At 66.6% G+C, this 24,867-nt stretch carries 25 protein-coding genes and 1 pseudogene; 18 read left to right on the top strand and 8 right to left on the bottom strand.

Annotation, left to right across the window (positions count from 1 at the left end):
* Positions 1-5 precede the first annotated feature (5 nt).
* The 4 genes from ACUZUJ_RS12100 to ACUZUJ_RS12085 all read left to right on the top strand — a co-directional run bounded on the left by ACUZUJ_RS12100 (position 6) and on the right by ACUZUJ_RS12085 (position 3,340).
* Complete coding sequence (locus ACUZUJ_RS12100; RefSeq protein WP_005409874.1) at positions 6-419, top strand: ExbD/TolR family protein; 414 nt, start codon at positions 6-8, stop codon at positions 417-419.
* Positions 420-458: 39 nt separating this feature from the next.
* The gene (gene tolA, locus ACUZUJ_RS12095) at positions 459-1,124 is read left to right on the top strand and encodes a cell envelope integrity protein TolA (protein ID WP_458220059.1); all 666 of its coding nucleotides are present in this window, start codon (positions 459-461) and stop codon (positions 1,122-1,124) included.
* 42 nt (positions 1,125-1,166) lie between these two features.
* Positions 1,167-2,912 carry a putative porin gene (locus ACUZUJ_RS12090; RefSeq protein ID WP_458220058.1) on the top strand — a complete coding sequence of 582 codons (1,746 nt, stop codon included), beginning with the start codon at positions 1,167-1,169 and terminating at the stop codon, positions 2,910-2,912.
* A gap of 98 nt (positions 2,913-3,010) precedes the next feature.
* The gene (locus tag ACUZUJ_RS12085; protein WP_005409871.1) at positions 3,011-3,340 is read left to right on the top strand and encodes a hypothetical protein; all 330 of its coding nucleotides are present in this window, start codon (positions 3,011-3,013) and stop codon (positions 3,338-3,340) included.
* Between the two features lie 94 nt (positions 3,341-3,434).
* On the opposite strand, the gene ACUZUJ_RS12080 is transcribed toward ACUZUJ_RS12085, so the two are convergent.
* From ACUZUJ_RS12080 to ACUZUJ_RS12065, 4 genes are all read right to left on the bottom strand, one after another.
* Positions 3,435-3,833 (bottom strand): OsmC family protein, encoded by a 399-nt coding sequence (locus ACUZUJ_RS12080; RefSeq protein WP_049444727.1) that lies wholly within the window; start codon positions 3,831-3,833, stop codon positions 3,435-3,437.
* A gap of 117 nt (positions 3,834-3,950) precedes the next feature.
* Positions 3,951-4,592 (bottom strand): hydrolase, encoded by a 642-nt coding sequence (locus ACUZUJ_RS12075; protein ID WP_119006357.1) that lies wholly within the window; start codon positions 4,590-4,592, stop codon positions 3,951-3,953.
* Between the two features lie 54 nt (positions 4,593-4,646).
* Positions 4,647-5,327 (bottom strand): hydrolase, encoded by a 681-nt coding sequence (locus ACUZUJ_RS12070; protein ID WP_049444722.1) that lies wholly within the window; start codon positions 5,325-5,327, stop codon positions 4,647-4,649.
* A gap of 71 nt (positions 5,328-5,398) precedes the next feature.
* Positions 5,399-6,265 carry a pirin family protein gene (locus tag ACUZUJ_RS12065; RefSeq protein WP_049444720.1) on the bottom strand — a complete coding sequence of 289 codons (867 nt, stop codon included), beginning with the start codon at positions 6,263-6,265 and terminating at the stop codon, positions 5,399-5,401.
* A 151-nt stretch (positions 6,266-6,416) separates the two neighbouring features.
* Here ACUZUJ_RS12065 and ACUZUJ_RS12060 point away from each other — a divergent pair, with 151 nt between their 5' ends.
* The 11 genes and pseudogenes from ACUZUJ_RS12060 (at position 6,417) to ACUZUJ_RS12010 (ending at position 18,643) form a co-directional block, all read left to right on the top strand.
* A complete protein-coding gene (locus tag ACUZUJ_RS12060) occupies positions 6,417-7,343 on the top strand; it encodes a LysR family transcriptional regulator (protein ID WP_049444718.1) in 927 nt (308 codons plus the stop codon).
* A gap of 185 nt (positions 7,344-7,528) precedes the next feature.
* Positions 7,529-8,032, top strand: coding sequence for an RNA polymerase sigma factor (locus tag ACUZUJ_RS12055; protein WP_119006356.1), 504 nt, complete (start codon positions 7,529-7,531; stop codon positions 8,030-8,032).
* 82 nt (positions 8,033-8,114) lie between these two features.
* Positions 8,115-9,071 (top strand): annotated as a pseudogene (locus ACUZUJ_RS12050) (FecR family protein).
* 182 nt (positions 9,072-9,253) lie between these two features.
* Positions 9,254-12,376 (top strand): TonB-dependent receptor, encoded by a 3,123-nt coding sequence (locus ACUZUJ_RS12045; protein WP_458220057.1) that lies wholly within the window; start codon positions 9,254-9,256, stop codon positions 12,374-12,376.
* Positions 12,377-12,430: 54 nt separating this feature from the next.
* Positions 12,431-13,195, top strand: a complete 765-nt coding sequence (locus tag ACUZUJ_RS12040) for a Slam-dependent surface lipoprotein (protein WP_014037385.1) — start codon at positions 12,431-12,433, stop codon at positions 13,193-13,195.
* A 90-nt stretch (positions 13,196-13,285) separates the two neighbouring features.
* The gene (locus tag ACUZUJ_RS12035; RefSeq protein ID WP_049447333.1) at positions 13,286-14,740 is read left to right on the top strand and encodes a porin family protein; all 1,455 of its coding nucleotides are present in this window, start codon (positions 13,286-13,288) and stop codon (positions 14,738-14,740) included.
* Between the two features lie 136 nt (positions 14,741-14,876).
* A complete protein-coding gene (locus ACUZUJ_RS12030; protein ID WP_049447331.1) occupies positions 14,877-15,281 on the top strand; it encodes a response regulator in 405 nt (134 codons plus the stop codon).
* Positions 15,282-15,290: 9 nt separating this feature from the next.
* Positions 15,291-16,874 carry a sensor histidine kinase gene (locus ACUZUJ_RS12025; RefSeq protein ID WP_049447344.1) on the top strand — a complete coding sequence of 528 codons (1,584 nt, stop codon included), beginning with the start codon at positions 15,291-15,293 and terminating at the stop codon, positions 16,872-16,874.
* Between the two features lie 70 nt (positions 16,875-16,944).
* The gene (locus tag ACUZUJ_RS12020; protein WP_049447329.1) at positions 16,945-17,286 is read left to right on the top strand and encodes a type II toxin-antitoxin system prevent-host-death family antitoxin; all 342 of its coding nucleotides are present in this window, start codon (positions 16,945-16,947) and stop codon (positions 17,284-17,286) included.
* 3 nt (positions 17,287-17,289) lie between these two features.
* Positions 17,290-17,916 carry an ATPase gene (locus ACUZUJ_RS12015; protein WP_049447326.1) on the top strand — a complete coding sequence of 209 codons (627 nt, stop codon included), beginning with the start codon at positions 17,290-17,292 and terminating at the stop codon, positions 17,914-17,916.
* 109 nt (positions 17,917-18,025) lie between these two features.
* Entirely contained in the window at positions 18,026-18,643 is a 618-nt protein-coding gene (locus ACUZUJ_RS12010) for a hypothetical protein (protein WP_049447324.1), read from the top strand.
* A gap of 84 nt (positions 18,644-18,727) precedes the next feature.
* On the opposite strand, the gene proP is transcribed toward ACUZUJ_RS12010, so the two are convergent.
* A complete protein-coding gene (proP, locus tag ACUZUJ_RS12005) occupies positions 18,728-20,215 on the bottom strand; it encodes a glycine betaine/L-proline transporter ProP (RefSeq protein ID WP_049447321.1) in 1,488 nt (495 codons plus the stop codon).
* A 260-nt stretch (positions 20,216-20,475) separates the two neighbouring features.
* Positions 20,476-20,604, bottom strand: coding sequence for a hypothetical protein (locus tag ACUZUJ_RS12000; protein WP_256202341.1), 129 nt, complete (start codon positions 20,602-20,604; stop codon positions 20,476-20,478).
* A 182-nt stretch (positions 20,605-20,786) separates the two neighbouring features.
* Between ACUZUJ_RS12000 and ACUZUJ_RS11995 the strand changes: the two genes are divergently transcribed.
* On the top strand, positions 20,787-21,203 hold the full coding sequence (locus tag ACUZUJ_RS11995) for a host attachment family protein (RefSeq protein ID WP_014037377.1): 417 nt from the start codon (positions 20,787-20,789) through the stop codon (positions 21,201-21,203).
* A gap of 5 nt (positions 21,204-21,208) precedes the next feature.
* On the top strand, positions 21,209-21,532 hold the full coding sequence (locus ACUZUJ_RS11990) for a thioredoxin family protein (protein ID WP_049447319.1): 324 nt from the start codon (positions 21,209-21,211) through the stop codon (positions 21,530-21,532).
* A 57-nt stretch (positions 21,533-21,589) separates the two neighbouring features.
* Here ACUZUJ_RS11990 and ACUZUJ_RS11985 read toward each other — a convergent pair whose 3' ends face one another.
* Complete coding sequence (locus ACUZUJ_RS11985) at positions 21,590-21,832, bottom strand: hypothetical protein (RefSeq protein WP_049447317.1); 243 nt, start codon at positions 21,830-21,832, stop codon at positions 21,590-21,592.
* 415 nt (positions 21,833-22,247) lie between these two features.
* Positions 22,248-24,569, bottom strand: a complete 2,322-nt coding sequence (locus ACUZUJ_RS11980; protein ID WP_119006349.1) for an autotransporter family protein — start codon at positions 24,567-24,569, stop codon at positions 22,248-22,250.
* Between the two features lie 12 nt (positions 24,570-24,581).
* On the opposite strand from ACUZUJ_RS11980, the gene ACUZUJ_RS11975 reads away from it, so the two are divergent.
* Positions 24,582-24,764, top strand: a complete 183-nt coding sequence (locus ACUZUJ_RS11975) for a hypothetical protein (RefSeq protein ID WP_101765567.1) — start codon at positions 24,582-24,584, stop codon at positions 24,762-24,764.
* The last annotated feature ends 103 nt before the right edge of the window (positions 24,765-24,867 follow it).

Below are 24,867 nucleotides of genomic sequence, written 5' to 3'. Positions count from 1 at the left end.
GCGCCATGGGCCAGAAGGCGAAGTTCGGCATCAAGAAGCGCGAGAAGGGCATCAACGTGACGCCCTTCGTCGACGTGCTGCTGGTGGTGCTGGTGATCTTCATCCTGACCAGCAACGCCTCCATTCCCGGCATCGAGGTCAACCTGCCGAAGGCCAGCAACAGTGTCGCGCTGGAGAAGCCGAAGACCAAGGCGATCACCATCGACCCCAGTGGCCAGGTGTTCCTGGATGCCTACCCGGTGACGATGGCCGAGCTGGAAGACCGGCTGCGTACCGAACGCGCGACCACGCCGGATTTCCCGGTGATCGTGCGCGGTGACGCGCAGGTGCAGTATGCCCGCGTGGTCGAGGTGCTGGACCTGCTGCGGCGCCTGGAGCTGGCCCAGGTGGGCCTGGTCACCGGCAAGGCGCAGGGCTGAGGCATGACGGCCCATCAACCCCCTCGACCGGAGCCCGGCATGCGCGGTCGCGCGTTGCTGGTGACCGTCGCGCTGGTGCTGGTCGCGTTGCTGGTGCTCGGCGTCGCACTGTGGTGGCTGCTGTTCAAGGACACCGCCAGCACCCGCCGGCCGGTGGTGCAGCCGCCGATGCTGGCGCTGCCACCCCCTCCGCCGCCGCCCCCGCCGCCCCCGGAAAAACCACCGGAGCCGGAGACGCCGCCGGAAGAGACGCTGCCCGAACCGGAGCCGCTGGATCAGCCGACGCCGGCCGAAGAGCCGACGCCGACACCGGATAACAGCGATCCGGTGACGATGAATGCCGATGCGCAGGCCGGCGGAGACAACTTCGGCATCCAGTCCGGCAGTGGCGGCGGTTCATCCGGCGTCGGCCGTGGTGGTGCTGGCAACGCCACCTACGGTCGCTACCTGGGCTACCTGATGCAGCAGGCGATCTCGCGCGACGACAAGGTCAAGCGCCTGGCATTCCAGCTGCAGGTGAACGTATGGCTGGCCAGCGATGGCCGTCTGGAGAAGGTCGAGCTGGTACGCGGCAGTGGCAACGAGGAGGCCGACGCGGCCGTGCTCGATGCCCTGCGTCGCATCGGCAAGGTCGACCAGGCACCGCCGCCGTCGCTTGATTTCCCCGCCCGCGTCCTGATCCAGGGCCGCCGGCCCGGGGCCTGATTCCCGACCTCCGTGATTTCCCTTCTTTCGATGAGAACCGTGATGAACGACCACGTCCGCGCACGAACCGACTCCCGCCGCCCGCGGCCGGCCCGACGGGCGCTGCTGTGCTGCGCCGTGCTGCTCAGCCTGGCCGCCCCGGCCGGTGCGATGGCCGCCGAAACCACCATGGTCAAGCTGATCAAGGGCCTGATCGCCAGCGGCGCACTGAAACCCGAAGACGGGCAGGCGCTGCTGGTACAAGCCGAGGCCGAAGCAGCGGCCGCACAGCGCACTGCAGCCACGGGCAGCGCCGCCGCCAGCGGTGGCGTGGCCCTGGAGGCTGGTGACGTGCGCGTGCCGTACGTGCCGCAGAGCGTGCGCGACGGTATCCGTGACGAAGTGCGCCAGGACGTGATGGCGCAGGCCAAGTCCGAAGGCTGGGCGGCACCGAACGAAGTGGCCGAATGGACCAAGCGCATCAAGGTCACCGGTGACATGCGCGTGCGCAGCGAGTCGCGCTTCTTCTCCGAACGCAACAGCGACATCGTGAGCAACTGGTCGTCGATCAATTCCGGCAACGGTTTCGACACCAACACCAACACCAACCTGCAGCTGCCGCCGCTGCTGAACACCCGCCAGGACCGCCGCAACCTGTGGCGCATCCGCGCCCGCCTCGGCATCGAGGCGATGATCGGGCAGCACACCACGGCCGGCGTGCGCCTGGCCAGCGGCAGCAGCAATGGCCCGGTGTCGACCACCGAGCAGCTGGGTGGCGGCCTGAGCAAGAAGGACGTGTGGCTGGACCAGGCCTGGCTGGCCTACAGCCCGGCAGACTGGGTGACGGTGCGTGGCGGCCGCTTCGGCAATCCGTTCTGGACCAGCGACACGCTGTTCTCCAACGACCTCAACTTCGATGGCCTGGCCGCCAACCTCAATTATGACTTCGACGGTGGCGACCTCGACCTGTTCGGTAACCTCGCGGTGGTGCCGCTGGAATACACCTCCGACAGTTCGCCCAGCCAGAGCCGGGTCAAGACCCCGAACGAGAACAAGTGGCTGTCCGGTGCGCAGGTGGGCGTGAACTGGCGCTTCAACGACGACAACGCGCTGCGCGCGGCGCTGGGTTACTACGACTTCAAGAACATCAGCGGCCGCCTGTCCTCGCCGTGCGCACTGTATGCGGGTGCGGTGGGCTGCGACACCGACTGGTCGCGCCCGGCGTTCATGCAGAAGGGCAACACCCTGATGCTGATCCGCGACATCGCGCGCAATCCGCTGGACCCGGCCAACACGCCCACCCCGCAGTATGTCGGCCTGGCCTCGGCGTTCCGCCTGGCCACGTTCAACCTGCGCTGGGATACGCAGCTGGCCCAGGGCGTCGGCCTGCGCCTGGATGGCGACTACATCCGCAACCTGGCCTACGACAAGCAGGCCATGTTCAATCGTGCCAACAACGGCATCGTCAACAACTACGGCGCCGGTGGCACCGCCAGCATCGATACCTTCCGCAGCGGCGACACCGCGTGGATGGTGCAGGCCACCTTCGGTGCCACCGAGCTGAAGGAGAAGGGCCAGTGGCAGGCGCTGCTGGGCTACAAGCACATCGAGGCCGACGCGCTGCCCGATGCCTACAACGACCCGAACTTCCACCTCGGCGGCACCAACGCCCGCGGCTACTACGTGGGTGGTGCCTATGCGCTGGATGCGCGCAGCTGGATCAGCGGCAAGTGGATGGCGGCCAAGGAAGTGTCCGGTGCACCGCTGTCGATCGACGTGTTCCAGCTGGAGTTCAATACCGGGTTCTGAGTGGCCGGCGTGATGCGGATCACGTAGTACGTGGCGGGGGCGCAGCGATGCGCCCGTCTAAGGAAAGGAGACCACGCGTTGTTCAAAAGGAGGAGTGGATGAGCCGTCGCAAGCTGTTCGAGAGTCCCGAACCGTCCAGCCAGATGCTGGGTGTTGGACCGGCCTATGTTTCAGTGGAGGGCCTGCGCCAGCACCTGGCCGAGTTCCTGCTGTATGCGGGCCGGCCGGTGGTGATCATGCGCGGGCGCAGCGAAGTGGGCTATTTCCTGCCGGCGCGCTGCTGGCGCCAGCGTGACGATGATCCGCTGGCGGCGGCTGCCGCCGACCAGCTGCTGGATGCGGCCGGGTTCCAGGCCGAGGACATCCAGCAGGTGGAGCAGGAATTCAACGCGATGCGCCAGCGCACCGTGCTGCATTCACGGCGCTGAGCCTTCGGTAGAGCCGGGCTCATGCCCGGCTTCCAGCCCAGGAGCTGAACATGGGCGTGGCTCTACAGTAGATCCACGCCACGCGTGGATGGGGTTACGCTGCTACCCCGCGCTCACTGGTGATGCGTGCACCTTCGCGCATCACCAGCGTCACCGGGGTCTTTTCCACCACCTCCAGCAACCGCTGCCACTGCGCATCGCTCAGCTCGGCGCTGGCATGCAGCACGCGGTGCACGTGGAAGCGTCCATCCTCATCACGTTCCGAACGCAGCTCGGCATGGAACTCGCCCAGTTCCCAGCCCTTGCGCTGTGCATACATGCGCAGGGTGATGGCGGTGCAGGCCGCCAGCGAGGCCAGGTACAGATCGAACGGGGCGAAGCCCTTGCCCTGGCCGCCCAACGATGCCGGCTCGTCCGCATCCACATCAAAGCCGCCATTGCTGATGTGGTGCAGGTAGTTGTCGCCGGTTGAAACAATGCGTGCGTAGGCCATCAGGGTCTCCTGCAATCTGTAGAGTCGAGCCATGCTCGACCAACCCAACTGTAGAGTCGAGCCATGCTCGACTGCTTCAAAAGACGGCGCGGGCTACCTGCCTGCGCCGCCACGAATTCACTCGGTACGATCGTACGAGAACTGGATGCCCGCCGTACCCCCGGTTTCAATGAAGAGGTTCATGAACGCGGGGACCGTTTCCGAACGCGCCCAGTCGCGCTGCAGCTCGCAGAACAGCTGCGGCACGCTGATCAGCTGGCCACCGGCCTGTTCGATGCGGCGCAGTGCCGCGTCATGCGCCGCCAGCGAGGTACCGCCCACGGCGTCGACCACCACATACACCTCATAGCCTTCCTTCAACGCATCCAGGGCCGGGAAGGTCAGGCACGCCTCGGTCCACAGCGCGGTCATGATCAGCTTGCGGCGGCCGGTGGCTTCCACCGCCCTGCGGAACTCGACGTCCTCCCAGGAGTTGATGGTGGTGCGGTCGTAGGTGGGGTAGTCGCCCAGCACCTTGCGCAGCTGTGGAATCGGCGGCTTGTTCAGGCCGGTCTTGACGTTCACCGTCGAATGCACGATCGGCAGACCGTAAGCCACAGCGGCCCTGGCGGTGCCGACGATGTTGTTGACCAGCAGCTGGCGGTCCATCGAGGCGATGGAGTTCACCTGCACCGGCTGGTAGTCGATGATGATGAAGGTGGAATTCTGCGGCGTCAGCAGATGATCGCTGGCCGGGTCTCGGATCGGTTCACTGGACATGATGGGTCTCCGGTTGAAAGGAGTGCCGACAGCGGGCTGGCACCCGGGGGCAGCTCAGCTGCGCTGCGAATCCAGCTGCTCCTGGTTCTTCTGCACGTCCTGCGCCTTCAGGTAGCTTTCGATCAGCAACTGGTAGTTCGGGAAGATCTTCGTGTAGACCTCGGCCCACTGCTGGGCATCGTCGCGGTTCCAGGTGCGCTGGATCTCCGAGGCCACCGCAGCGGTGTCCATCGGTACCACGCCGGCCTGCACCACGCGGGCCAGGGTGATCTCTTCGGCCATCTTCGAATAGGTGCCCGAGGCATCGATCACCGCGAACACCTGGTAGCCATCGGCGACGGCGGCGATCGACGGGAAGGCCATGCACACGCTGGTGATGGTGCCGGCAATGATCAGCTGCCTGCGGCCGGTGGCCTTCACCGCAGCAACGAATTCCGGGTTGTCCCAGGCGTTGATCTCACCCTTGCGCGCCACGTACTGGGCATGCGGGGCTGCGTCGTGGATCTCCGGGATCAGCGGCCCGTTCGGGCCCTGCGGGACAGAGGCGGTGGTGATCACTGGCATCTTTGCCAGCGTGGCCATCCTGGCAAGCGCGGTGGCGTGGGCGCGCACGCTGGTGAACGGCAGGTCACCGATGGTCTGGAACAGGCCGCTCTGGTGGTCGATCAGCAGCATCGCGGCGTTGTCCGGATCGATCACCGGGCGGGTACCGTTGAAGTTGGCGGGGGTACTCATGGTCAGTCTCCTGGGGAAGTGGGCGATGGCCCGGTGGCTGCGGCGGGTCGAAGCCCGCCGCATTGAGGTGTTCAGTACGCGATCCGGCCGAAGCGGCCGCTGTTGAAGTCGTTGACCGCCTGCGCGATCTCGGCCTGGCTGTTCATCACGAAGGGGCCATAGCCCACCACCGGCTCGTCGATCGGCTCACCGCTGAGCAGCAGCACGGTGGCGTCGCTGTCGGCGTCGACGAACACGTCCTCGCCGCTGCGGTCGAAGGTGACCAGCTGCGCCTCGCCGACCGGCTGGCCGCCGTTGATCCGGACCGTGCCCTTCAGTACTACCAGCGCCAGCGTGCGGCCATCGGCCACCGGCAGTTCGGCGTGGTGGCCCTGCTGCAGGCGGATGTCCCAGACATCCATCGGCGTGTGGGTACGCGCCGGGCCGGCGTGGCCGTCGAAGCGGCCGGCGATGACCCGCACGCGTCCGGCGCCGTCGGCCAGATCCACCGAGGGAATGTCTGCATCGAGCAGGGTCTGGTAGCCCGGTGCACCCATCTTGTCCCGGGCCGGCAGATTGACCCACAGCTGCACCATGTCCAGCGTGCCACCGCGCCTGCTGAATTCCGGCGTATGGAACTCCTCGTGGAGGATCCCGGAGGCCGCAGTCATCCACTGCACGTCACCCGGGCCGATGGTGCCGCCGGCCCCGGTCGAATCGCGGTGGGCGACCTCGCCCTCATAGACGATGGTGACCGTCTCGAAACCGCGGTGCGGATGCTGGCCGACGCCACGCGGCGTATCGCTGGGCGCGAAGGTGTAGGGGCCGGCGTAGTCCAGCAGCAGGAACGGGCTCAGGTGCTGGCCGTGGGTGTTGTAGGAAAACATCGAGCGGGCGGGGAATCCGTCGCCCACCCAGTGCGGGCGGGGGGCGCTGTAGGTGCCGGTGACACGCTTCATGGCGATCTCCTGGCCGGGGCTGCCGGCCGCTGTTCTTCGTTGCGGGAGACGATATCGCCGCGACAATAGGGTCGGTAGACGCCAATATTTGCCGTCATAGTCCTATCTGGTGAACAATGGGTGCGCGCCTTGCGCCACAGGAGATCGCCCCGTGTTCATCGCTGATATCCGCCGTTGCGACCTCAACGACCTGTTCTATTTCGCCATGGTGGTCGAGCACGGTGGCTTCTCGCAGGCCGGCCGGGCGCTGGCCATGCCGAAGTCGAAACTGAGCCGGCGCATCGCGCTGCTGGAGGAACGCCTGGGCGTACGCCTGATCCAGCGTTCGACCCGGCGCTTCTCGGTCACCGAGGTCGGCCAGGACTACTACCGCCATTGCAAGGCGATGCTGGTCGAGGCTGAAGCAGCCGAAGAAGCCATCGCGATGTCACGCGCCGAGCCGCGCGGCACGATCCGCCTGGCGTGCCCGATCGCGATCCTGCACGCGCGCATCGGCCCGATGCTGGCCGACTTCCTGGCCCTGTACCCGCAGGTGACGGTGCAGCTGGACGCCACCAACCGCCGCGTGGACGTGGTGGGCGAGGGTGTGGACGTAGCGATAAGGGTGCGGCCGCCGCCACTGGAGGACAGCGACCTGGTGGTGCGCGTGCTGGCGCGCCGGGTGTGGTGCACCAGTGCCAGCCCGGCGCTGCTGCAGCGGCTGGGCACGCCGCAGGTGCCGGCCGACCTGGCGATGATGCCGACCGTCGACCTGGCCTCGCCCAGCCAGCAGCACGTCTGGGAGTACACCGGGCCGGGCGACGTGCAGGCCAGCGTGCATCACCGCCCGCGGCTGGTCAGCGATGACATGATCGCGCTGCGCGCAGCGGCGGTGGCCGGGGTCGGGCTGTTGATGCTGCCGCGGATGATGATCACCGACGAGCTGGACAGGGGAGCGCTGGTGCCGGTGCTGCCGGAGTGGGTGCCGAAGCACGGCATCGTGCACGCGGTGTTCCCGTCGCGGCGTGGGCTGCTGCCGGCGGTTCGCGCATTGATCGATTACCTTGCCGAGCGTTTCGAGGCGTTGGATGAACCGTAGGCTCCGCATCCACGCATGGCGTGGATCTACTGGATCCGCAGCCGCCTGGTAGATCCACGCCATGCGTGGATGATCCTGGTGCCGCGTGACGGGACTTTGCTTGCCGCCTGCGGCCGCGCAGCCCACAATCCACGTCCGGACCGTCGCCATCACGCCCATCATTCCCCGGTCCGGCCTTGGCACCTATGTCTCCCAATGCCCTGGCGCTGGTCGAGCTGCTGATCCGCGAGCGCCGTGCGTTGTCTCGCTTCATCGCGCGCTACCTCGACCCGGCCAGTACCGAGGACACCCTGCAGAACCTGTACCTGAAGGCCAGCAGCGTGCCCGGTGATCCACCGATCCTGGAGCCGCGCGGCTATCTGTACCGGATGGCCTATCACCATGCGCTCAACCGCAGCCAGGCCGACGCCCGCGAGCGGCGCGCGATGGCCGAGTACGCCACCGACATGGCCGGGGCGGGCCACGACGGCGAGGCTCAGGCGCTGGACCAGGCGCAACTGCGCGAGATCACCCAGACCATCCTCGCGCTGCCGGCGCAGGTGCGCGAGTGCTTCGTGCTCAACCGCTACCTGGGCCTGAGCGAACGCGAGATTGCCGCGCGCCTGGGAATCTCCAAGAGCCTGGTCGGCAAGCATGTGCTGCGCGCGGCGCTGTTGATCCAGCAGCATCAACAGGGAACGCGCCGATGACCGGCGTTTGCCGTGGGCAGATCGCGCCCGCCGTTGTCACAACAGGAAAGCGCACCCGTTCGCGGTGCGGCAGGCCACAACCATGACCACGTCCGAACCCTCGCCGCGTCAGGCCAGGCAGGCGTTGCGCTGGGTGATCCGGTGCAGTGCAGGCCCGCTGCCGGAACGCCAGCAACGAACCCTGCAGCGCTGGCTGCAGGCCGATCCGCGCTACGCGCTGGCCTGGCGCCAGCAGCAGGCGTTCTGGCAGGGGCTGGATGCCGCCGGGCCCGACGTGCTGGCGGCGCTGCCCGGGTTGACGGCTGATCGCCAAGGGCTGCGTCCGATCACGCCGCGCCGCCGCCTGCCGTGGCTGCTGGCCAGTGCTGCCGCGGTGGTGCTGATGGTTGCCGCTGCGCCGCACGCGCTGCTGCTTGCTCGTAGTGACCTGCGCAGCAGCGATGCGCCGCACCTGGTGCAGCTGGACGACGGCAGCACCGCCATACTCGATGCCGGCACCGCACTAGCGATCGAGTTCGATGGCCGGCAGCGCCACCTGCGCCTGCTGCGCGGCCAGGCCTGGTTCCAGGTAGCGCATGAGGCTCGCCCGTTCCAGGTCGAGGCGGCGGGCGGCGTGGTCTGTGACATCGGCACCGCCTTCAGCGTGTAGATGCTGGATACCACGGTCACCACCCAGGTCAGTGAGGGTGTAGTGGATGTGCGCCCGGGCGATGGCAGCGTGCAGCGCCTGCATGCCGGACAGGCACGCGTGTTCCGTGACGGGCGCTGGCTGCAGCCGGTGCAACTGGAAGATCCGGAGAGCATGGCGCCATGGCGGCGTGGCGAGGTGGTGATCGATGATCAGCCGGCCGCGCAGGCCATCGCCGATCTGGCGCGCTACCGTCGTGCGCCGGTCTGGGTACTGGGCGGGCAGGGTGCACGCGTACGGGTCAGTGGCCTGTTCCATCTGCAGCAACCGGAGACCGCCATCGATGCGGTGGCCGCGCAGGCGGGACTGCGCGTGCAGCGCCTTCCTGGCGGCGCGATGGTGCTGTGGTGAGGTGCAGCCGGTTGATGGCAGAAAGCGCCGCATGAAAAAAACATGAAAAAACCGTGGGCACTCGCCGTGCCCCGTTGTCTATAGAGGTATAGCCAGAGCGAAACACCGTTTTTCCTCAAGCCAGACACACCACCGGCACCGGATGTGCCGATGGTCCCGCCCCGCTTGAGGAGTTCCTGTCCATGCCGTCCACGGCATCCGCCTGTCATCGCCGCGCCACTGTCCTGGCCCTGGCCATCTCCACCGCATTGCTGCCGCTGGCCTGTGTGCCGGCCGTGCAGGCGCAAACGGCGATCGTCGCGCCACTGCGCCAGTACACCATTCCGGAACAGCCCCTCGCTGATGCTGTGCGTGCCTTTGGCCGCCAGGCCGATGTGCAGGTGGTGTTCCGCAGTGATCTGGTGGAAGGCCGTCGCTCCAGCGCGGTGAGTGGCGAGTACAGCCAGATGCAGGCCCTGCAGCAGCTGCTGCGCGGCAGCGGCGTGCGTGCGCAGCGCGGCATGGACGGCACCTGGAGCCTGCGTGCCGCAGCGGAGTCGGGTGAAGGGGAAGGGGTGCGGGTGACCGAAACACTGGACGTGGCCGGTCGCCTGCAGTCGGAAGGGGGCGAGGCCCGCGATCGGCGCGGCTACGATGATGTGTTCGCGCTGGACCTGACCACGGCGTATTCGGGGCGCGACCGGGTGGAGCGCTACCGCGGCTCCAACCCGGCCGACGTGGTCAAGGATCTGGTCGGCGTGTTCAGTGGCGATGCGCGCAACAGCGGCGCGCTGGACATCAACATCCGCGGCATCCAGGGGCCGGGGCGGGTGCCGGTCAGCATCGACGGTGGCGAGCAGGCGCTCACGGTCTGGCGCGGCTACAACGGCGTCAGCAACCGCAACTACATCGATCCCAACCTGATTGGTGGCATCCAGGTCATCAAGGGGCCAGGGCTGGTGCGCGATGTGCACAGCGGGATCGGTGGCGCGCTGGTGATCAAGACCATCGACGTCGATGACATCGTGGAAGCGGGTGAGCGCTTCGGCGGGGAGCTGAAGATTGAAGGCAGCAGCAATGCGGTGGCGCCGCGCCTGCCTCGCCTGCACACCGGCGAAGATTACCGCACGGTGCCGGGGTTCCCGCAGGGCTCGCCGAACTCGCCCTACGACGACCGCACCCTGGTGGTGCCGGTGAAGTCACGCAGTGGCAACAACCCCTTCGATGGCGAAGACCAGGCCTGGCGCCTGGCGCTGGGCGTGCGTGGCGACAACGTCGACCTGATGGCCGCCTATGCCTGGCGCAAGCGCGGCAACTACTTCTCCGGCAGCAAGGGCAGCGGCTACTACGACCAGGACCGGCGCGAGCAGTTCGAGTACCAGGGCATCGACTACATCACCACGCTGGCGCGCTACTTCAAGCCGGACGATGAAGTGCCCAATACGTCCAGCGAACAGGAATCGTGGCTGGTCAAGGGCAGCTGGCAGATCAACGACGACCAGCAGTTGAAGGCCACCTGGCGGCGCACGCTGTCGCACTATGGCGAGATCATGCCGTCGCGAATCCTGTCGGCGCCGGACTATGGGCGCATCCAGTGGCCTCTCAGTCGGGTTGCGTCCGATGCGTGGAACCTGGAGTACCGCTTCCAGCCGGCCGGCAGCCGTTGGCTTGATCTGTACGCCAACCTGTGGCGCACCGAGACGGACAGCGATACCTACACCGCCGGTGGGTTTCCCAATTTCGCACCGGGTAATCCGGCGTGGAATCCCGGGGTCAGCCCGATCCTGCGCAACACCGCACTGGCCAATGCGCGCAATGACCGTACCGGGCTGACCCTGAGCAACCGCTTCGCGCTGCATTCCACGCTGGACCTGACCGTGGGCGGCAACTGGCAGTACGAGAAGCTGGGTTCTCGCGACCCGTACTTCGGCACCACCGATGGCTGGCGCATGTTTCCGCGTGCTGGCCGGCGCCAGGAGGGCGAAGGCTATCTCAACCTCGAATGGCGTCCGGTCGATTTCCTGACCCTCAACGCCGGCGTGCGCTACAGTCGTTACTGGGCGTTCGACGACTTCCTGCAGGCCCACCCGGAGCTGCTGACCAAGGGCGTGGGCAGCAAGGAGGCCACCTACCGGACCAATGAGCTGCCCGAGCGGCCGGCCAGCCTGCAGGCGGAGATCGATGCACTGGAGGCCGAACGCGAGTTCTGGGAGAGCATCGGCATGGGTTCGGTGATTGACGATGCACTGCATGGTCTGCTGGCGTACTACGAGACGCCGCAGGCGGTGGAACATCGGCTTCCGTGGTTGCCCGATGCCAACGGCAACTATGCCCGTGCGACCAACCCCTGTCTCAACGGCGAGGTGGCGGGCATACCCGGCGTGCTGCCGATCTACCCCGGCAGCGACCTGGTCTGCACTATCGGCAACACCATGCAGTCGCGGCCGGTGGACGGGCGCAATGACCGCCGCCGCGATCACGCGTGGTTGCCCACTTTCTCGGCCACGGTGAACCTGTCCAAGGCCGCGCGCGTCTACCTGCGCTACAGCGAAGCAGTGCGCTTCCCCAGCATGTTCGAAAGCACCATCGCTTTCTCCAGCAGCCTCAATCCGCTGTACACGCTCAAGCCTGAGCATGCCTACAACTACGAGCTGGGCTACATACACAACCTGTCGGGCCTGTTCGGCAACACCGCCGATGCCGACGTCAAGCTGGCCTATTACGTGCACAAGACCCGCAACGTAATCGAGCGCGACGCCTACTTCCTGTTCGACAACATCGACAAGCAGACCATCCGCGGCATCGAGCTGCAGGCACGCTTCGACAACCGGCGCTTCTTCACCGACCTGGGTATTTCGCGCACGCTGGAAAACGAGGTGTGCGACGAAAGCACGGCCGTGCTGCTGGATGCCAACCGTGGCCTGGTGCCGAACTGCGTGCAGGACGGTTTCGTCAGTGGCTACCTGCTGACCCAGGCGATTCCGAAGTTGTCGGTGAACCTGTCGCTCGGTACGCGCCTGTTCGATGAACGGTTGGAACTGGGCAGCCGCATCGTGCACTACCAGCGCCACGAAAACCCCGATCTACAGGCCTACCGCGACCGGTTGCTGGTCGGTGGCAGCAGCCTGCTGTGGCAGAACGTGCCGTTCACCTGGGGCAACATCACCACCGTCGATGCATACGCGCGCTGGCGCTTCAACGTGCACGCCAGCGTCGAGCTGGTGGGCAGCAACCTCGGCAACCGCTACTACGTCGACCCGGCCACGCGCTCCACGCTGCCGGCGCCGGGCCGCACCCTCAAGCTCGGCATCACCGCGCGCTTCTGACCTCCCGCTTTCAAGCGTTGTACCCGTAGTTCCCACAACCCAAGGAGCAATACCATGAAGATGATCTCCCGTTCGGTTCTCGCCGTTGCTGCCACCTTTGCCCTGGCCGGCGCCGCGCATGCCGCTGACATCGTCGGTGCTGCCAGCCCGGTGACCGACGCCGAGCTGTACGTCGCCGTCGGCGAATCGCAGGTCAACGGTGGCCCGCACCAGGCAGGCAAGGCCGGTATCGGCGTCGGCACCGTCTCCAACGCCAAGCCGGTCGATTTCCAGGGCCTGAGCCTGTATTCGGGCACCACCACCGTCAATGGCACCGCCGTGCGCACGCTGGCCATGCCGATCACCGGCGCACCGGGCAGCCATGCCGGCATGGGCCACTTCAACTTCGTCAAGGTTGGCAGTGGTGACGTGTGGTTCGGCGAGTGGTCCAAGGATGGCGCCGCCGGTGGCTTCAACAACCGCCAGGTCTACTTCGTCGGTGACCGTGCCGGTACCACGCTGCCGGCTGGCGTAGCCACCTACAGCGTCGCGGGCCTGAACAAGTTCAACGGCAGCAACCTGCTGTCCGGCACCTTCCGTGCGGACTTCGGCAGCGGCAAGCTGCTCGGCGGCCTGACCGGTGGCGGCCTGGCGATCAACGTCAACGCCAACATCAACAGCGCCAACGCCTCGTTCGCCGGTACCGCCACCGCCAACGGCAACGTTGCCGGTGCCACCCAGGGCCAGTTCTTCGGCGCCAACGCCGCCACCCTGGCCGGTATCGCCACGTTCGCCGGCAACAGCCAGTACGACACCGCCTTCGGCGGCAGCAAGAACTGATCGCCACGCCCCTGACGGGGCAGGGCAGGGACAAGCCGCGATCCGCCAGTCCCTGCTTCGGCCCGCTGCACGCACCACCACGGATCGACCATGCGCCATTCCATCTTCCTTGTCGTACTGCTGTTGGCTGCCGCTGATGTGCGCGCCCAGCAGGACGATCTTCGACGCGTACTTGAACAGGGCACGGAACTGCGCCACCAGCAGCAGGACCAGCAGCGCCTGCAGCAGGCCGAATCGGAGCGGCCGACCATCACCATCGACGGCCAGACCCTGCGCGTGGAGCGCACCGTCGACGATCTTGGCCAGGCGCTGTACCTGTCACTGCAGCATCAGCAATGGCAGGCCGCCGCTGCGTTCCTCGCGGAGTACATCGAACTGCCGGGGCATGACCCCCTGCTGCGCCACTATGCACAGGGGGCGCTGGCACGGGTGGCCGGCGACCATCGTCGCGCGGCGACGGAGTACGAAGCGCTGCTGGCGGCGCAGCCGGATTTCCTGCCGGCTCGCCTTGAGCTGGCGCGTGTCTATGCCGAGGACCAGCGCGATCGCGATGCGGTCGCGTTGTTCACCGCCATCGCTGCGGGCATCAATGCCGATGATCCGGCCACGGCCGGCGTCCGCGCACGCGTGGACGGCTACCTGGCTGCCCTGCAGGCGCGCCAGCGCTGGAAAGGCGCGCTGTCGGCCGGCCCGGCATGGAGTGACAACATCAACCGCAGCTCGGCCAGCCGCACCTGCCTGTTCGGCGTGGGCGACGCCTGCATCATCGAACGGAAACTGCCCGACGCCCAGCGCGCGGCGGGCCTCGACTACGACGCCAGCCTGGAACGGCGCTGGGTGCTCGGCGGGCATCATGGTCTGTACGTTCGCGGTCTCGCCTTCGGTCAGGCATGGCGCGGGCACAGTGCCTACAACGAGCTCAATGCCAACGTGCAGGCGGGTTACAGCTGGCGCAGCGCACGGCAGACCGTGATGCTGGCCCCCAGCTATGACTACCAGGGCCTGGGAAACCATGCGCTACAGGGCGGTAGTGGCGTGCACGGGGAATGGCAGTACGCCCTGGATGCACGCAGCCTGCTCAAGCTGGAGGCCGACTGGAAGCGCCAGCGGTATCGACAGCAGGGCCTGGCCAGCAACTACGACGGCGAGCTGGCATCGCTGTATGCCACCTGGTTCCGCGCGCTCAATCCGCGCTGGACGGTCTTCGCCGGGCTGGATGTCACCGACAGCAGCGCAGCCGACCCGGCCAACGGCTACCGCCAGCGCGGCCTGCGGGTGGGCGCGGCACGGCAGTGGAGTGGCACTACGGCCACCGTATTCGTGTCGCTGCGCCATCGCGACTACGACGCCTGGAGTCCGCTGCTCGAGGCGCGCAGGCAGGACGACGAACAGAACCTGATCGCCATCGTACGCAGCGAACGCCTGGCCGTGGCCGGGCTGGTGCCCAGCCTGAGCCTGCGCTACGCCCGCGTCGACAGCAACGTCGGCTGGCTGTACAGCCACGACCGCAGCCTGCTCAGCCTGAAATGGGAACGTGCGTTCTGAACGCGCCGCTGCAATGCCGGAGTGAATGCGCCGTGGCGGCGATCTTCATCGATCATCACGCGCCCTTGTAGCCCGCTTCGCGCATCCTGCAGGCGTTGCGGCAGAGGTGGGCCGCGTGTATCGAGGAGCGCCGGTCGTGCTGGAAGCGGGCAATAAACCAGAGGGCCTCAAAGGGCTGAGGGTGCTGGTGGCGGAGGACGAATTCGCCATCGCGATGTTCCTGGTGGACTACCTGGAGCTGAAGGGCGCGCAGGTGGTGGGGCCGGCCGGAGACCTGCAGGCGCTGGGGCGGCTGCTGGATGACAACCCCATTGATGTGGCCCTGCTGGACATCAACCTGGGTGGCGAACAGGTGTACCCGCTGGCCGATCGCCTGGCCGAGGCGGGCACCCCGTTCATGCTGACCTCCGGCTACGACGACAATCTGCCCAGCCGCTTCGCCAGCGCCCCCCGCTGCACCAAGCCCTATCACATCGAGGCCCTGGTCCAGCAGCTGGCGGGGCTGGTGGCGACGCCGCAGGCCCCTGCGGGCATCGCCTGATTGCGCGGCATGTCGCGCCGCATCGAAGGGCTCCATGCTGCCGAGCGCCCGGGCAGGCCGCTCTCGCGGCAGGCGCACACGCGGCATGACGGCATGGCCGCCCGTATTGCCCGCCACGACTGGTCATCCACGTCATTGGGTGCGATCGAACGATGGCAGCCACATCTGCGCGCCACCGTTGACCTCATGCTGGCGCATGGCTTCCCGATGATCGTGCTGTGGGGCGAGCAGCTGGTGCAGCTCTACAACGATGGTTATGCCGAGATCCTGGCCGACAAGCATCCTGGCGGGCTGGGCCAGCCGACCCGCGAGTGCTGGCCCGAGGTCTGGCACATCAACGGCCCGATCTACCGGCGTGTGTGGCAGGGCGAGACCATCACCTATGAGGACAAGCTCTATCCGCTGGCGCGGCGGGGGCGGTTGGAGGATGTCTGGTTCACCATCACCTACAGCCCCATCCGTGGAGAGGAAGGATGCATCAACGGCGTGCTGGTGACCATGTTCGAAACGACATCCGCGCATGTCGCACAGGCGGCTCGCGAGCGCGAAGAGCAGAAGCGCCGTGAGAGCGACCGCCGGTTGGCGCTGGCCTTCAAGGTGCTGCCGGTGGGTGTCTGCATTGTCGACGCAGACGGCAAGCTGCAACTGTCCAACGACCAGATGCGCGCCTACCTGCCCAGTGGCAAGGTCCCCTCGACCGATGCAGAGAACCAGCATCGCTGGCGCGGCTGGCATGCGGACGGTTCGACCATCGGCCCTGAGGACTTCGCCATCGCCCGGGCGTTGCGGGGCGAGACGGTGGTTCCCGGCCTCGAGTTCCAGTTCACCCATGATGACGGTCGAGCACGATGGACACGGGTCGCGGCCGCACCGCTGCGCGATGCCGAGGGCGAGGTGAGTGGCGTGTTCGCGATCGCCGTGGACATCGACGACCTCAAGCGCGCCACCGAGCGCCAGTCGGTGCTGCTGGCCGAGCTGCAGCATCGGGTCCGCAACATCATGTCCACCATCCATGCCATTGCCTGGCGCACCCGCGTATCGGTCGGCAGCGTGGACGAGTATGCCGAGCGCCTGTGTGCGCGGTTGATGTCACTGGCGCGCACGCAGAGCCTGCTGACCCGCGGCGCCAATGTAGGAGTCTGCCTGCGCGGCATGCTCGACGAGGAGATTGCGGCACAGACGCCGGCGGCGACCGCCTATCACCTGCAGGGTGAGGATGTGCTGTTGCCACCGAAGGCGGCCGAAGTGCTGTCGTTGGCCATCCATGAGCTGGCCACCAACGCGCTCCGGCATGGCGCGCTCACCCACGAGGATGGTCGGATCGACGTCTGCTGGCACCTGCAGGTGCAGGACGGGCAGCCGTGGCTGGGCCTGCACTGGTGCGAGCGCCATGCCGAGGTGGAGGGCTGGGAGATGCCGCGCCAGCGTGGCCTGGGCCGGGTCCTGATCGAGCAGCGGGTGCCCTATGAGCTGGCCGGCAGTGGCGAGCTGCGCTTTGCCCCGCAGGGGCTGGACGCCTGGATCCGCTTCCCGCTGCGCGAGCGCGACAGCCTGCTGCAGACCGACGCCCCGGACACCGGCCCCCTGGGGTGAAAGGGGATTTATCCCCAATTTGGCCAATTTGGGTATAGTGGTGCTCATCCACCCTGCCTGGAGCCGTGCCATGACCCTGCCGCTGGATCTGCCTGGCCTCGAAAAGGCCCCGGCCTCGTCGGTGAAGACCCGGGGCTGGCCGAGCCTGATGCGCACCGTGCGCGAGAAGCAGGCACTGGTCATCACCAACCACAATCACCCGGAAGCGGTGATCGTGGACATCCGCACCTACCAGGAACTGCTGGCCAAGGCCGCCGGCAGTGATGCCGGTGAGCGCAACGAGGAACTGCAGCGCCTGCGCAGCGAGTTCGACCAGACCCTGGCCGGGCTGCAGCGTGGGGAAGGGCTGGGCAAGGTGCTGGGCCAGCCGATCCGGCGCGGCCGCAAGGTCACCCTCGGCCGTCCGCTCTGATCGATGGGACGCATCCTGGCGTTGGCCGGTGTCAATGGCGCCGGCAAGAGTTCGCTGCTGGGCACCTGGCTGGACGCCGAAGGGCTGAGCTGGTTCAACCCGGACTCGTTCACCCGCCGCCTGGTCGACGCCGGCTGGCCGCTGCCGGAGGCCAACGCCGAGGCGTGGCAGGAAGGCACCCGTCGCCTGCGCCAGGCCATGGCCGATGGCACCGACTTCGCCTTCGAGACCACACTCGGTGGCAACACCATCCCGCGCCTGCTGCGTGAGGCCTGCGAACGGCATCAGGTGGCGATCTGGTTCTGTGGGCTGGCCGATGTCGAGCTGCACGTCGCCCGTGTTGCCGCACGCGTGGCGGCCGGTGGCCACGATATCCCGGTGGAGAAGATCCACGCGCGTTTCGATTCCGCGCGCGCGAACCTGCTGGAGCTGCTGCCGCACCTGGCCGAGCTGCATGTCTACGACAACAGCGCGCCGGCCGACGCGCAGGGCGGCGTGGTGCCGCTGCCGGTATTGGCCATGGCTGCAGGCGAACTGCAGTACCCGATTGCGGTAGCCGACCTGCTGCACACGCCGGGCTGGGCCAAGCCCATCGTGATGCGCGCGATGGAATTGAACACACCCCAGTAGATCCACGCCATGCGTGGATGCCTTCCGCACATCGCGCGACACTGCGCCGTGCACGACTGGGCGCCACCGGAGCTGCGGTTAGACTGGCCGCACGCTCAAGGAGGACGACATGCACGGACCTGCGATGTTCCGCTTCACTTCGATCTGCCTGCCGCTTGCTGCGCTGGCGCTGTCCAGTTTGACGGCGGTGGCTGCGCCGGCCGCGTCCAAGCGGGTGGTGGCGCCACCCAGCCTTGTACAGGCCTACCGGGCCGCCGAAGCCAGTCTGCGGCGTATTCCCGGTGACGATATCGAATCGGACTTCCGCCCGGTGTGGACGGGTGTTGCCGATCTCGATGGTGATGGTCGCTCCGAAGTTGTGTACTTCTACACGTCGACCTACACCGGTGGCAGCTTCGCGCAAAGCAATGTGGTGGCGGTGATGACGGCGCTGACGGCGAACGATCCACGCGGCCAGGAGAACCCGAAGAGCCTGTCGCGGGTGGATGCCGAGGATTTCGCGGCCATCCGGGAATCAGGTTATGGCGATGATGCCGGCATCCAGATTCCGGGCGCGGTGCAGTCGATCCGAATCGATGGCAACCGGATCATCGTTGCTTTCACCGTTACCGCGGGCGCAACGGTCTGCGAAATTCCCCATGATTTCCGCCACGTCTGTCCGCCGGACGGAAACTACACCTGGACGCTGCGTTGGACGCCGGGGACGCTGGCCCGCATCAGGAAGTAGCGCCAGGCAGCGCCGGGCGTATCTACCCGGCGCCACCTGGCCAGCAGATCCACGTCATGCGTGGATCGCGTTCTGTGCCCAGCCTCAGGCCGGCTTCACCTGCTCGGGCTCCGCAACGTCCGGCAGCGGCGGCAGGGTCGGGTCCACCGTCACCGGTACATCGCTCTTCAACAGCGCGGCCGCTTCCTTGTCGCTGCCGACGGCCGGCGGTGAACCGCGCAGCGGCAGGCCGGCGGTCTCCTTCACGAACAGCATGGTCACCAGGCCGATCACCGCTGCGCCCATCAGGTAATACGCCGGCACCAGCGGGTCGCCGGTACGCTCCACCAGCCACGCGGTCACCAGCGGCGTGGTGCCGCCGAACAGCGACACCGACACATTGAAGGCGATCGACAGCGCGCTGTAGCGCACCGGGGTGTAGAACAGCGCCGGCAGCGTGGACGGCATCGAGCTGGTGAAGCACACCAGCGCCAGCCCCAGCAGCATCAGGCCGAGGAAGATCAGCCAGTCGTTGCCGCTGCCGATCAGCAGCAGGCACGGCACCGCCAGCACCAGCAGCGCGATGCAGGCACCGATGATCATCGGGCGGCGGCCCAGCCTGTCACTGAACAATCCACCCACGATGTTCAACGGCATCATCACCAGCATCACGATGATGATCAGCAGCAGGCCCTTGCTCTCGGCATAGTTCATTGTGACGCTGAGGTAGCTGGGCATGTAGGTCAGCAGCATGTAGTCGGTCACGTTGAACACCAGCACCAGGCCCATGCACACCAGCAGCTGGCGGCCATGCACCTGGAACAGCGCGCCCAGCCCGGGCCGGTCGTGCTCGCGCTTCTCGGCTTCCTCGGCGAAGGCGCGGAACGCCGGTGTTTCCTCCAGCTTCATGCGCATGTACAGGCCGAGCAGACCCAGCGGGCCGGCCACCAGGAACGGAATGCGCCAGCCCCAGTCCAGCATCTGCTCGCTGCTCAACAGCATGTGCAGTGCGGTGACGGTACCGGCGCCGGCGATATAGCCGCCCAGCGTGCCGAACTCCAGCCAGCTGCCCATCAGGCCGCGGTTGCGGTCGGTGGAGTACTCGGCGATGAAGGTGGCCGCGCCGCCGTACTCGCCACCGGTGGAGAAGCCCTGCACCACGCGCGCCAGCAGCAACAGCACCGGCGCCCAGATGCCGATGCGTTCGTAGGCGGGAATCAGGCCGATCGAGAAGGTGCCCAGCGCCATCAGGATCATGGTGAACGCCAGCACTTTCTGGCGGCCGTAGCGATCACCCAGCGGGCCGAACACCAGGCCGCCCAGGGGGCGCACCAGGAACGCCACGGTGAAGGTCGCGAAGGCCGCGATCACCTGTGCGGTGGGATTGCTGGACGGGAAGAACACCTGGCCGATGGTGACGGCCAGATAGCCGTAGACACCGAAGTCGAACCACTCCATGGCATTGCCGAGTGCGGCGGCGCCGACGGCGCGCTTGAGCATGGGCTTGTCGACGACGGTGATCTCATCGACCTTCAGGTGGCGGCGGCGTTTGAACCAGCCGAAATGGGCATGGGAATCGGGCGTGTCCTGCATGGGGCTCCCTTGTAGGTATGGAATAGGGGAATGGGCGGTGCGGTGTGTCCCGGAAATCGGAAACGGCGATGCAGGCGCAGGTGGCGCAGGGGCATCGGAAGGCGGCGTGGGGGCCGGGGAAGGTGTGCAGGCGCAACGCCACGCGCACGGCGAAGCACCGCCGCAAGGGCGGAAACGCGGCAACGGGATCACAGCGGCCGCGCAGTCAGCGGCCGAGGGTCACAGCAGCGTAGGGAATGCAGGCAGCGGGCCTGCGGGCGTCATCCGCCGGGATCCAGCGCGAGGCGATGGAAATGCAGGGCGGGAGCATTCGTGGCAAGCGAAGCGCCGGTCGGCAGTGCTTCCCACGTAACAGGTGCGCCCGTCACGTAGTGGGTCGTGTCGATCATCCGTTCATCATAACGGCATCGGCGTGAGCATGCAGCGAAGCAGACGGAACTGCACGCTGTGTTCCATCGCGCCTGTTCATGCGCGCACGCAACGCAATGACATGCGTTGAACGAACTCTGGTCGCGCCGCTCACGCAACGCTGTCTACGGTGGGGGTGAACGCAATCGAGAAGGAGCATTGCATGACCCGTCGCATTCCCGAAGGTACGCTGATCATCGTCGCCGACGGTGGTTCGGCCCGCGTGTTCACCAACGTCGGCAGCGAACATCAGCTGGCCCTGAAGCAGGAAGGCGAACTGCGCCTGCAGGACATCAGCGAACAGGGTGTATCCGGGCAGGGGCCGGCCGGTGCGGTGCCCAAGGACATGTCCATCTCCCAGCTCAACGAAGCGACGTTCGCCAAGCAGGTGGCCGAGCAGCTCAACGAAGATGCACTGAACAACCGCTATGCGCACCTGGTGCTGGTGGCCGACCCGACCACGCTGGGGCGCATCCGGCCGCTGCTGCACAAGGAAGTCCAGGCGCGCCTGCTCGGTGATATTGCCAAGGACCTGACCAACGCACCGTTGGCGGATATCCAGAAGGCGTTGGCGGCGTAGCGCGCATGCCTTTCATGCGTGATCACCTGTCGGCGGAGCCGGCCCGCGCGGATGTGGAAGCACAGGCGGGCTGGCAACTGCTGGAGTTCGGAGCGCCCTGGTGTGGACATTGCCAAGCGGCGCAACCTGCGCTGCAGGCATTCGTGGATGCCAACGATCTGGTGCACTGGAAGATCGAGGACGGCAAGGGCAAGCCACTGGGACGTGCCTTCCGGGTGAAGCTGTGGCCAACCGTGGTGTTGCTGCATGACGGGCAGGAAGTGGCGCGGGTGGTGAGGCCGGTCGACAGCGCCGACCTCGCCACGTTGCAGGGCGCCTTGCCAGGCTGATGGTGGGGACGGTCGCGCGTGGCCTGTAGATCCGAGCGGGGCTTGGCGACATCGTACCTAGTGGTAGGTCACTTTCTCCGCCTCCTCGCGCAGCGCCCGCAGCAGGCATCGCCCATGCTGGCTCAGCATGACCATCGCATTGGCGATCTGCCTCGGGTTGTATCCCATCGGCGCGGGAGGCTTCGGCTCGGGGCCGTACTGTTCGCCGATGAGGATGGCCATGCCTTCGGCACTGTTGAGGGCATGTTCGATGCGCTGGAACAGCGACTCCATGGCCGGGCTGAGCGGACGTTGGGTCATGCGGGAACTCCTTGGGAAGCGAGGGCCACCGCAAGGGTGGCGGGCGATGCGAGGTTGGAACCCGGAGAGACTGAAGAAGAACTCCGATGGCCAGACGGCCACACGCAGCGCCCGCCATAGTCATGGCAGGCAGATCTTCAGTTTCATCCGGGGGTTCCAATCCCGGCAGCGGCATGTCCGCTGCGGCGCCATCCTGTACGCATCACGACGTGGAACGCTCATTGATGCTTTCTGCCAAACGGGCAGAATCGAAAGGTCATGTCACTCACTGCTGTAGACCCCGGCAAATATGTGTTGGGCGCGACAATCCCTGTCGCGCCCTTCACGCCGTGGCCGGGGACCCCAGTCCGACGGCCACACCTCCCGCCTTGATATCAACCCGCAATCGAAGCGATCACGGGCTGAAGGCGACCGATTACCAGCTGTAACTGACACCCACCTGTGCGGTGGTCTGGTGATAGCCGCTGGCGCGCTGCAGCGACAGCCCGCCCCAGGCGCCGATGCCGTTGGCGAACTTCACCGACGCACCGCCGCTGAACTCGCCACGGCTGCGCGGCACGCGTGCATCGGCGATCTCGTCATCCATGCGGATCCGCGATTCGGCACGGGTATGCAGCCAGTTGGCGGCCAGGTACGGCTGCACCTCGGTGGACCCGTTGCCCCAGCGGGTCACGCCGGACAGGCGCAGGCCCGCACGGCCGAACAGGCCGTTGGCATTCTCAGCACCCACCACCGTGCCGTTGGCCTCGGTGTGGCGGTTGCTGTCCCAGCGGCTGTAGCCCACCTGCAGCTGCGGTTCCAGATAGATGCCGCCGTTGCTGGCGCCACCCACACGGAATGCGTAGCCGGTTTCCACCGCACCCTGCCAAGCGCGGCTGTCGTAGCGCTCGGCAGCCAGGCCGATACCCTCTACGCGGTTACGGAACTGCGCACGCTGCAGCGAGCCGTCCACGTAGAAGCCCGCATACGGGTCGGCACCGTTGCCGCCGCGCCAAGTGCCATAGAGGCCCAGCGCCTCGCCCTTCACCTTGCCGCGGGCGTAGTAGCCCGTCAGTTCATTGGTGGAGGTGCTGGTGGCGTTGCCGGTCGACAACATCACACCCGCACTGCTGCCCGATTCGTGACGCCACAGATCGGCACCGACGGTCAGCGCCTGGCTGTTGCCTCGGATATCCAGCTGCTTGCTGACCGCATCGAAGCCATTGCGCGAGCCGTCCACGCGGGCCCAGGCACGGCCGGAGTTCTGGCCGGCGTTGCGGTCGTGGTAGCCCAGGCGGAACATGCTCTGCGCGGCCTGCAGGTTGGCCAGGTAGGCGCCGGGCTCGGGGCGCAGCACCGGCTCGCCCGGATCCACGGGATCGACCGGTTGGCATTGCGGCAGGCTGGGATCGACCACGCATGGGTCCGGCACGGTCGGCAGCTGCGAACGCAGGTACCAGTTGCCGTCGGCACCGGTGCCCTTGTGCAGGAAGTACTCATACTGGCCACCGACGGCACGGCCGGCTAGGTTGAACTGGCCATTGGACGCGCCGCCGACCTGGATCAGCTGGATGCCCTGGTTGGTCTGCGCACCGGCACCGCCCACGTTGTTGACGCGCACGTTGGCGGTACCGCTGGTGTCGCCACCGATGATCAGCTTGTCGGTGGCTGCATCATCGCCGGCCAGCACGGTGTTGAAGGCGAGGGTGCCGCCATTGCCAGTGAAGTTGCCGGCCACGTTGAGGGTGTGGAAGGCCGAACCGTCGCCGAGGGAGACGGTGCCGTTGCCGAGGTTGAGGGCGCCGACCGTGGAGTTTCCGGTCATGTTCCAGGTGGCGGAATCCAGCGTGGCGCTGGTGACGTTGGTCATCGCGCCGTTCAGTACGGCGCCGTTGGAGAAATTGGCGTGCAACTGCGACGTTGCATCGGCACGAAGCGTGCCCTGCAGTTGCGATGCGTCCACGTTCAGATTCAGGGTGCCCCCGTAAACGGCTTCTGCAATCACGCCATTGCCGCCGCTGACGGTGCTGACGTTGAGAACGTTGACGGTGGTTGGGGCAATGATCCCTGCGCCGCTGACCACAATGCCTGAGCCGTTGCGGCCGATGACGCGCGACTTGTCGACGGTGAGAACGTTGTCAGTGATCGTACTGGTGGGCGTTCCCCCGATGTCCTTCACAAAGATGCCGTTCTCATCTCCGGCAATTGCGGAGCCATTGGTGATGCTGACGTTTGAATTGGAGAAGACTGCCAGACCGGACGAGATTTCGGGTGGAAGAAGCCCGGCTCCGATGCCGGTTCCATCAATCGTTGTGTTGCTCAGCGTCAGCATGCCACCCTGAACATAGCTTCCGATTCCCTGGCCGCTGATGCTCGAGTCAGTAACCGATGCGTTGCCGGCAGCACCACCAGAGCTGCCATTGGTTACCGCCAATCCCGCAGCGCGATTGTTCTGTATCCGGGTGCCGGTGATCGTCGCGCTGGAGGAGGCGATCTGGACGGCAGCAAACGGATTGGTGGCGGTGGCTGTTGCCCCCGTCATGGTGAGCGTGGATCCGTCGCTGATGCCTACGGATGTGGCGGCGCTGCCGGTGCTGAAGGTCAGCGTGGCGCCCTGGGCCGTCCAGCTTTCAACAGGGTCGCCAGCATTCACGATGGCCGACTGGCCAGGCCCGAGAGTTCCGGCCTGGGCGGTGGAGGCGAGGGCGATGCCGGCGGCGATGGCCAGCGGAAGGGAACGACGAACTGCGATCTTCATGACGGGACTCCTGTGGACATCGAACTTCAGGAAAGGGACCGCATTCACTTCGTCGGCGTGAATGAAACGCCGCTATCGTGTGAAGAGAAGGTGATTGCGATGCCATTTCCGGCCCAGGTGGCGCGAAGTGCGATGGCGGTCACGTCGCAGCCGGGGTTGTCGCGGGACGCCTTTTCGCGCCGCTTTTGGGCTTGACGACAGTCTGGTGAGCGCCATGGCGCCGAACCATGCAAATAGTTGCATTGGAAATCAGACAACTCCTGTCGCCTTTGGATTCATTCAGCTGCGCCGCAACATG

It is taken from the genome of Stenotrophomonas sp. S4 (assembly GCF_054187805.2).
The sequence above is the reverse complement of the archived record's forward strand: the minus strand, read 5'-3'. Positions and strand labels throughout refer to the sequence as shown.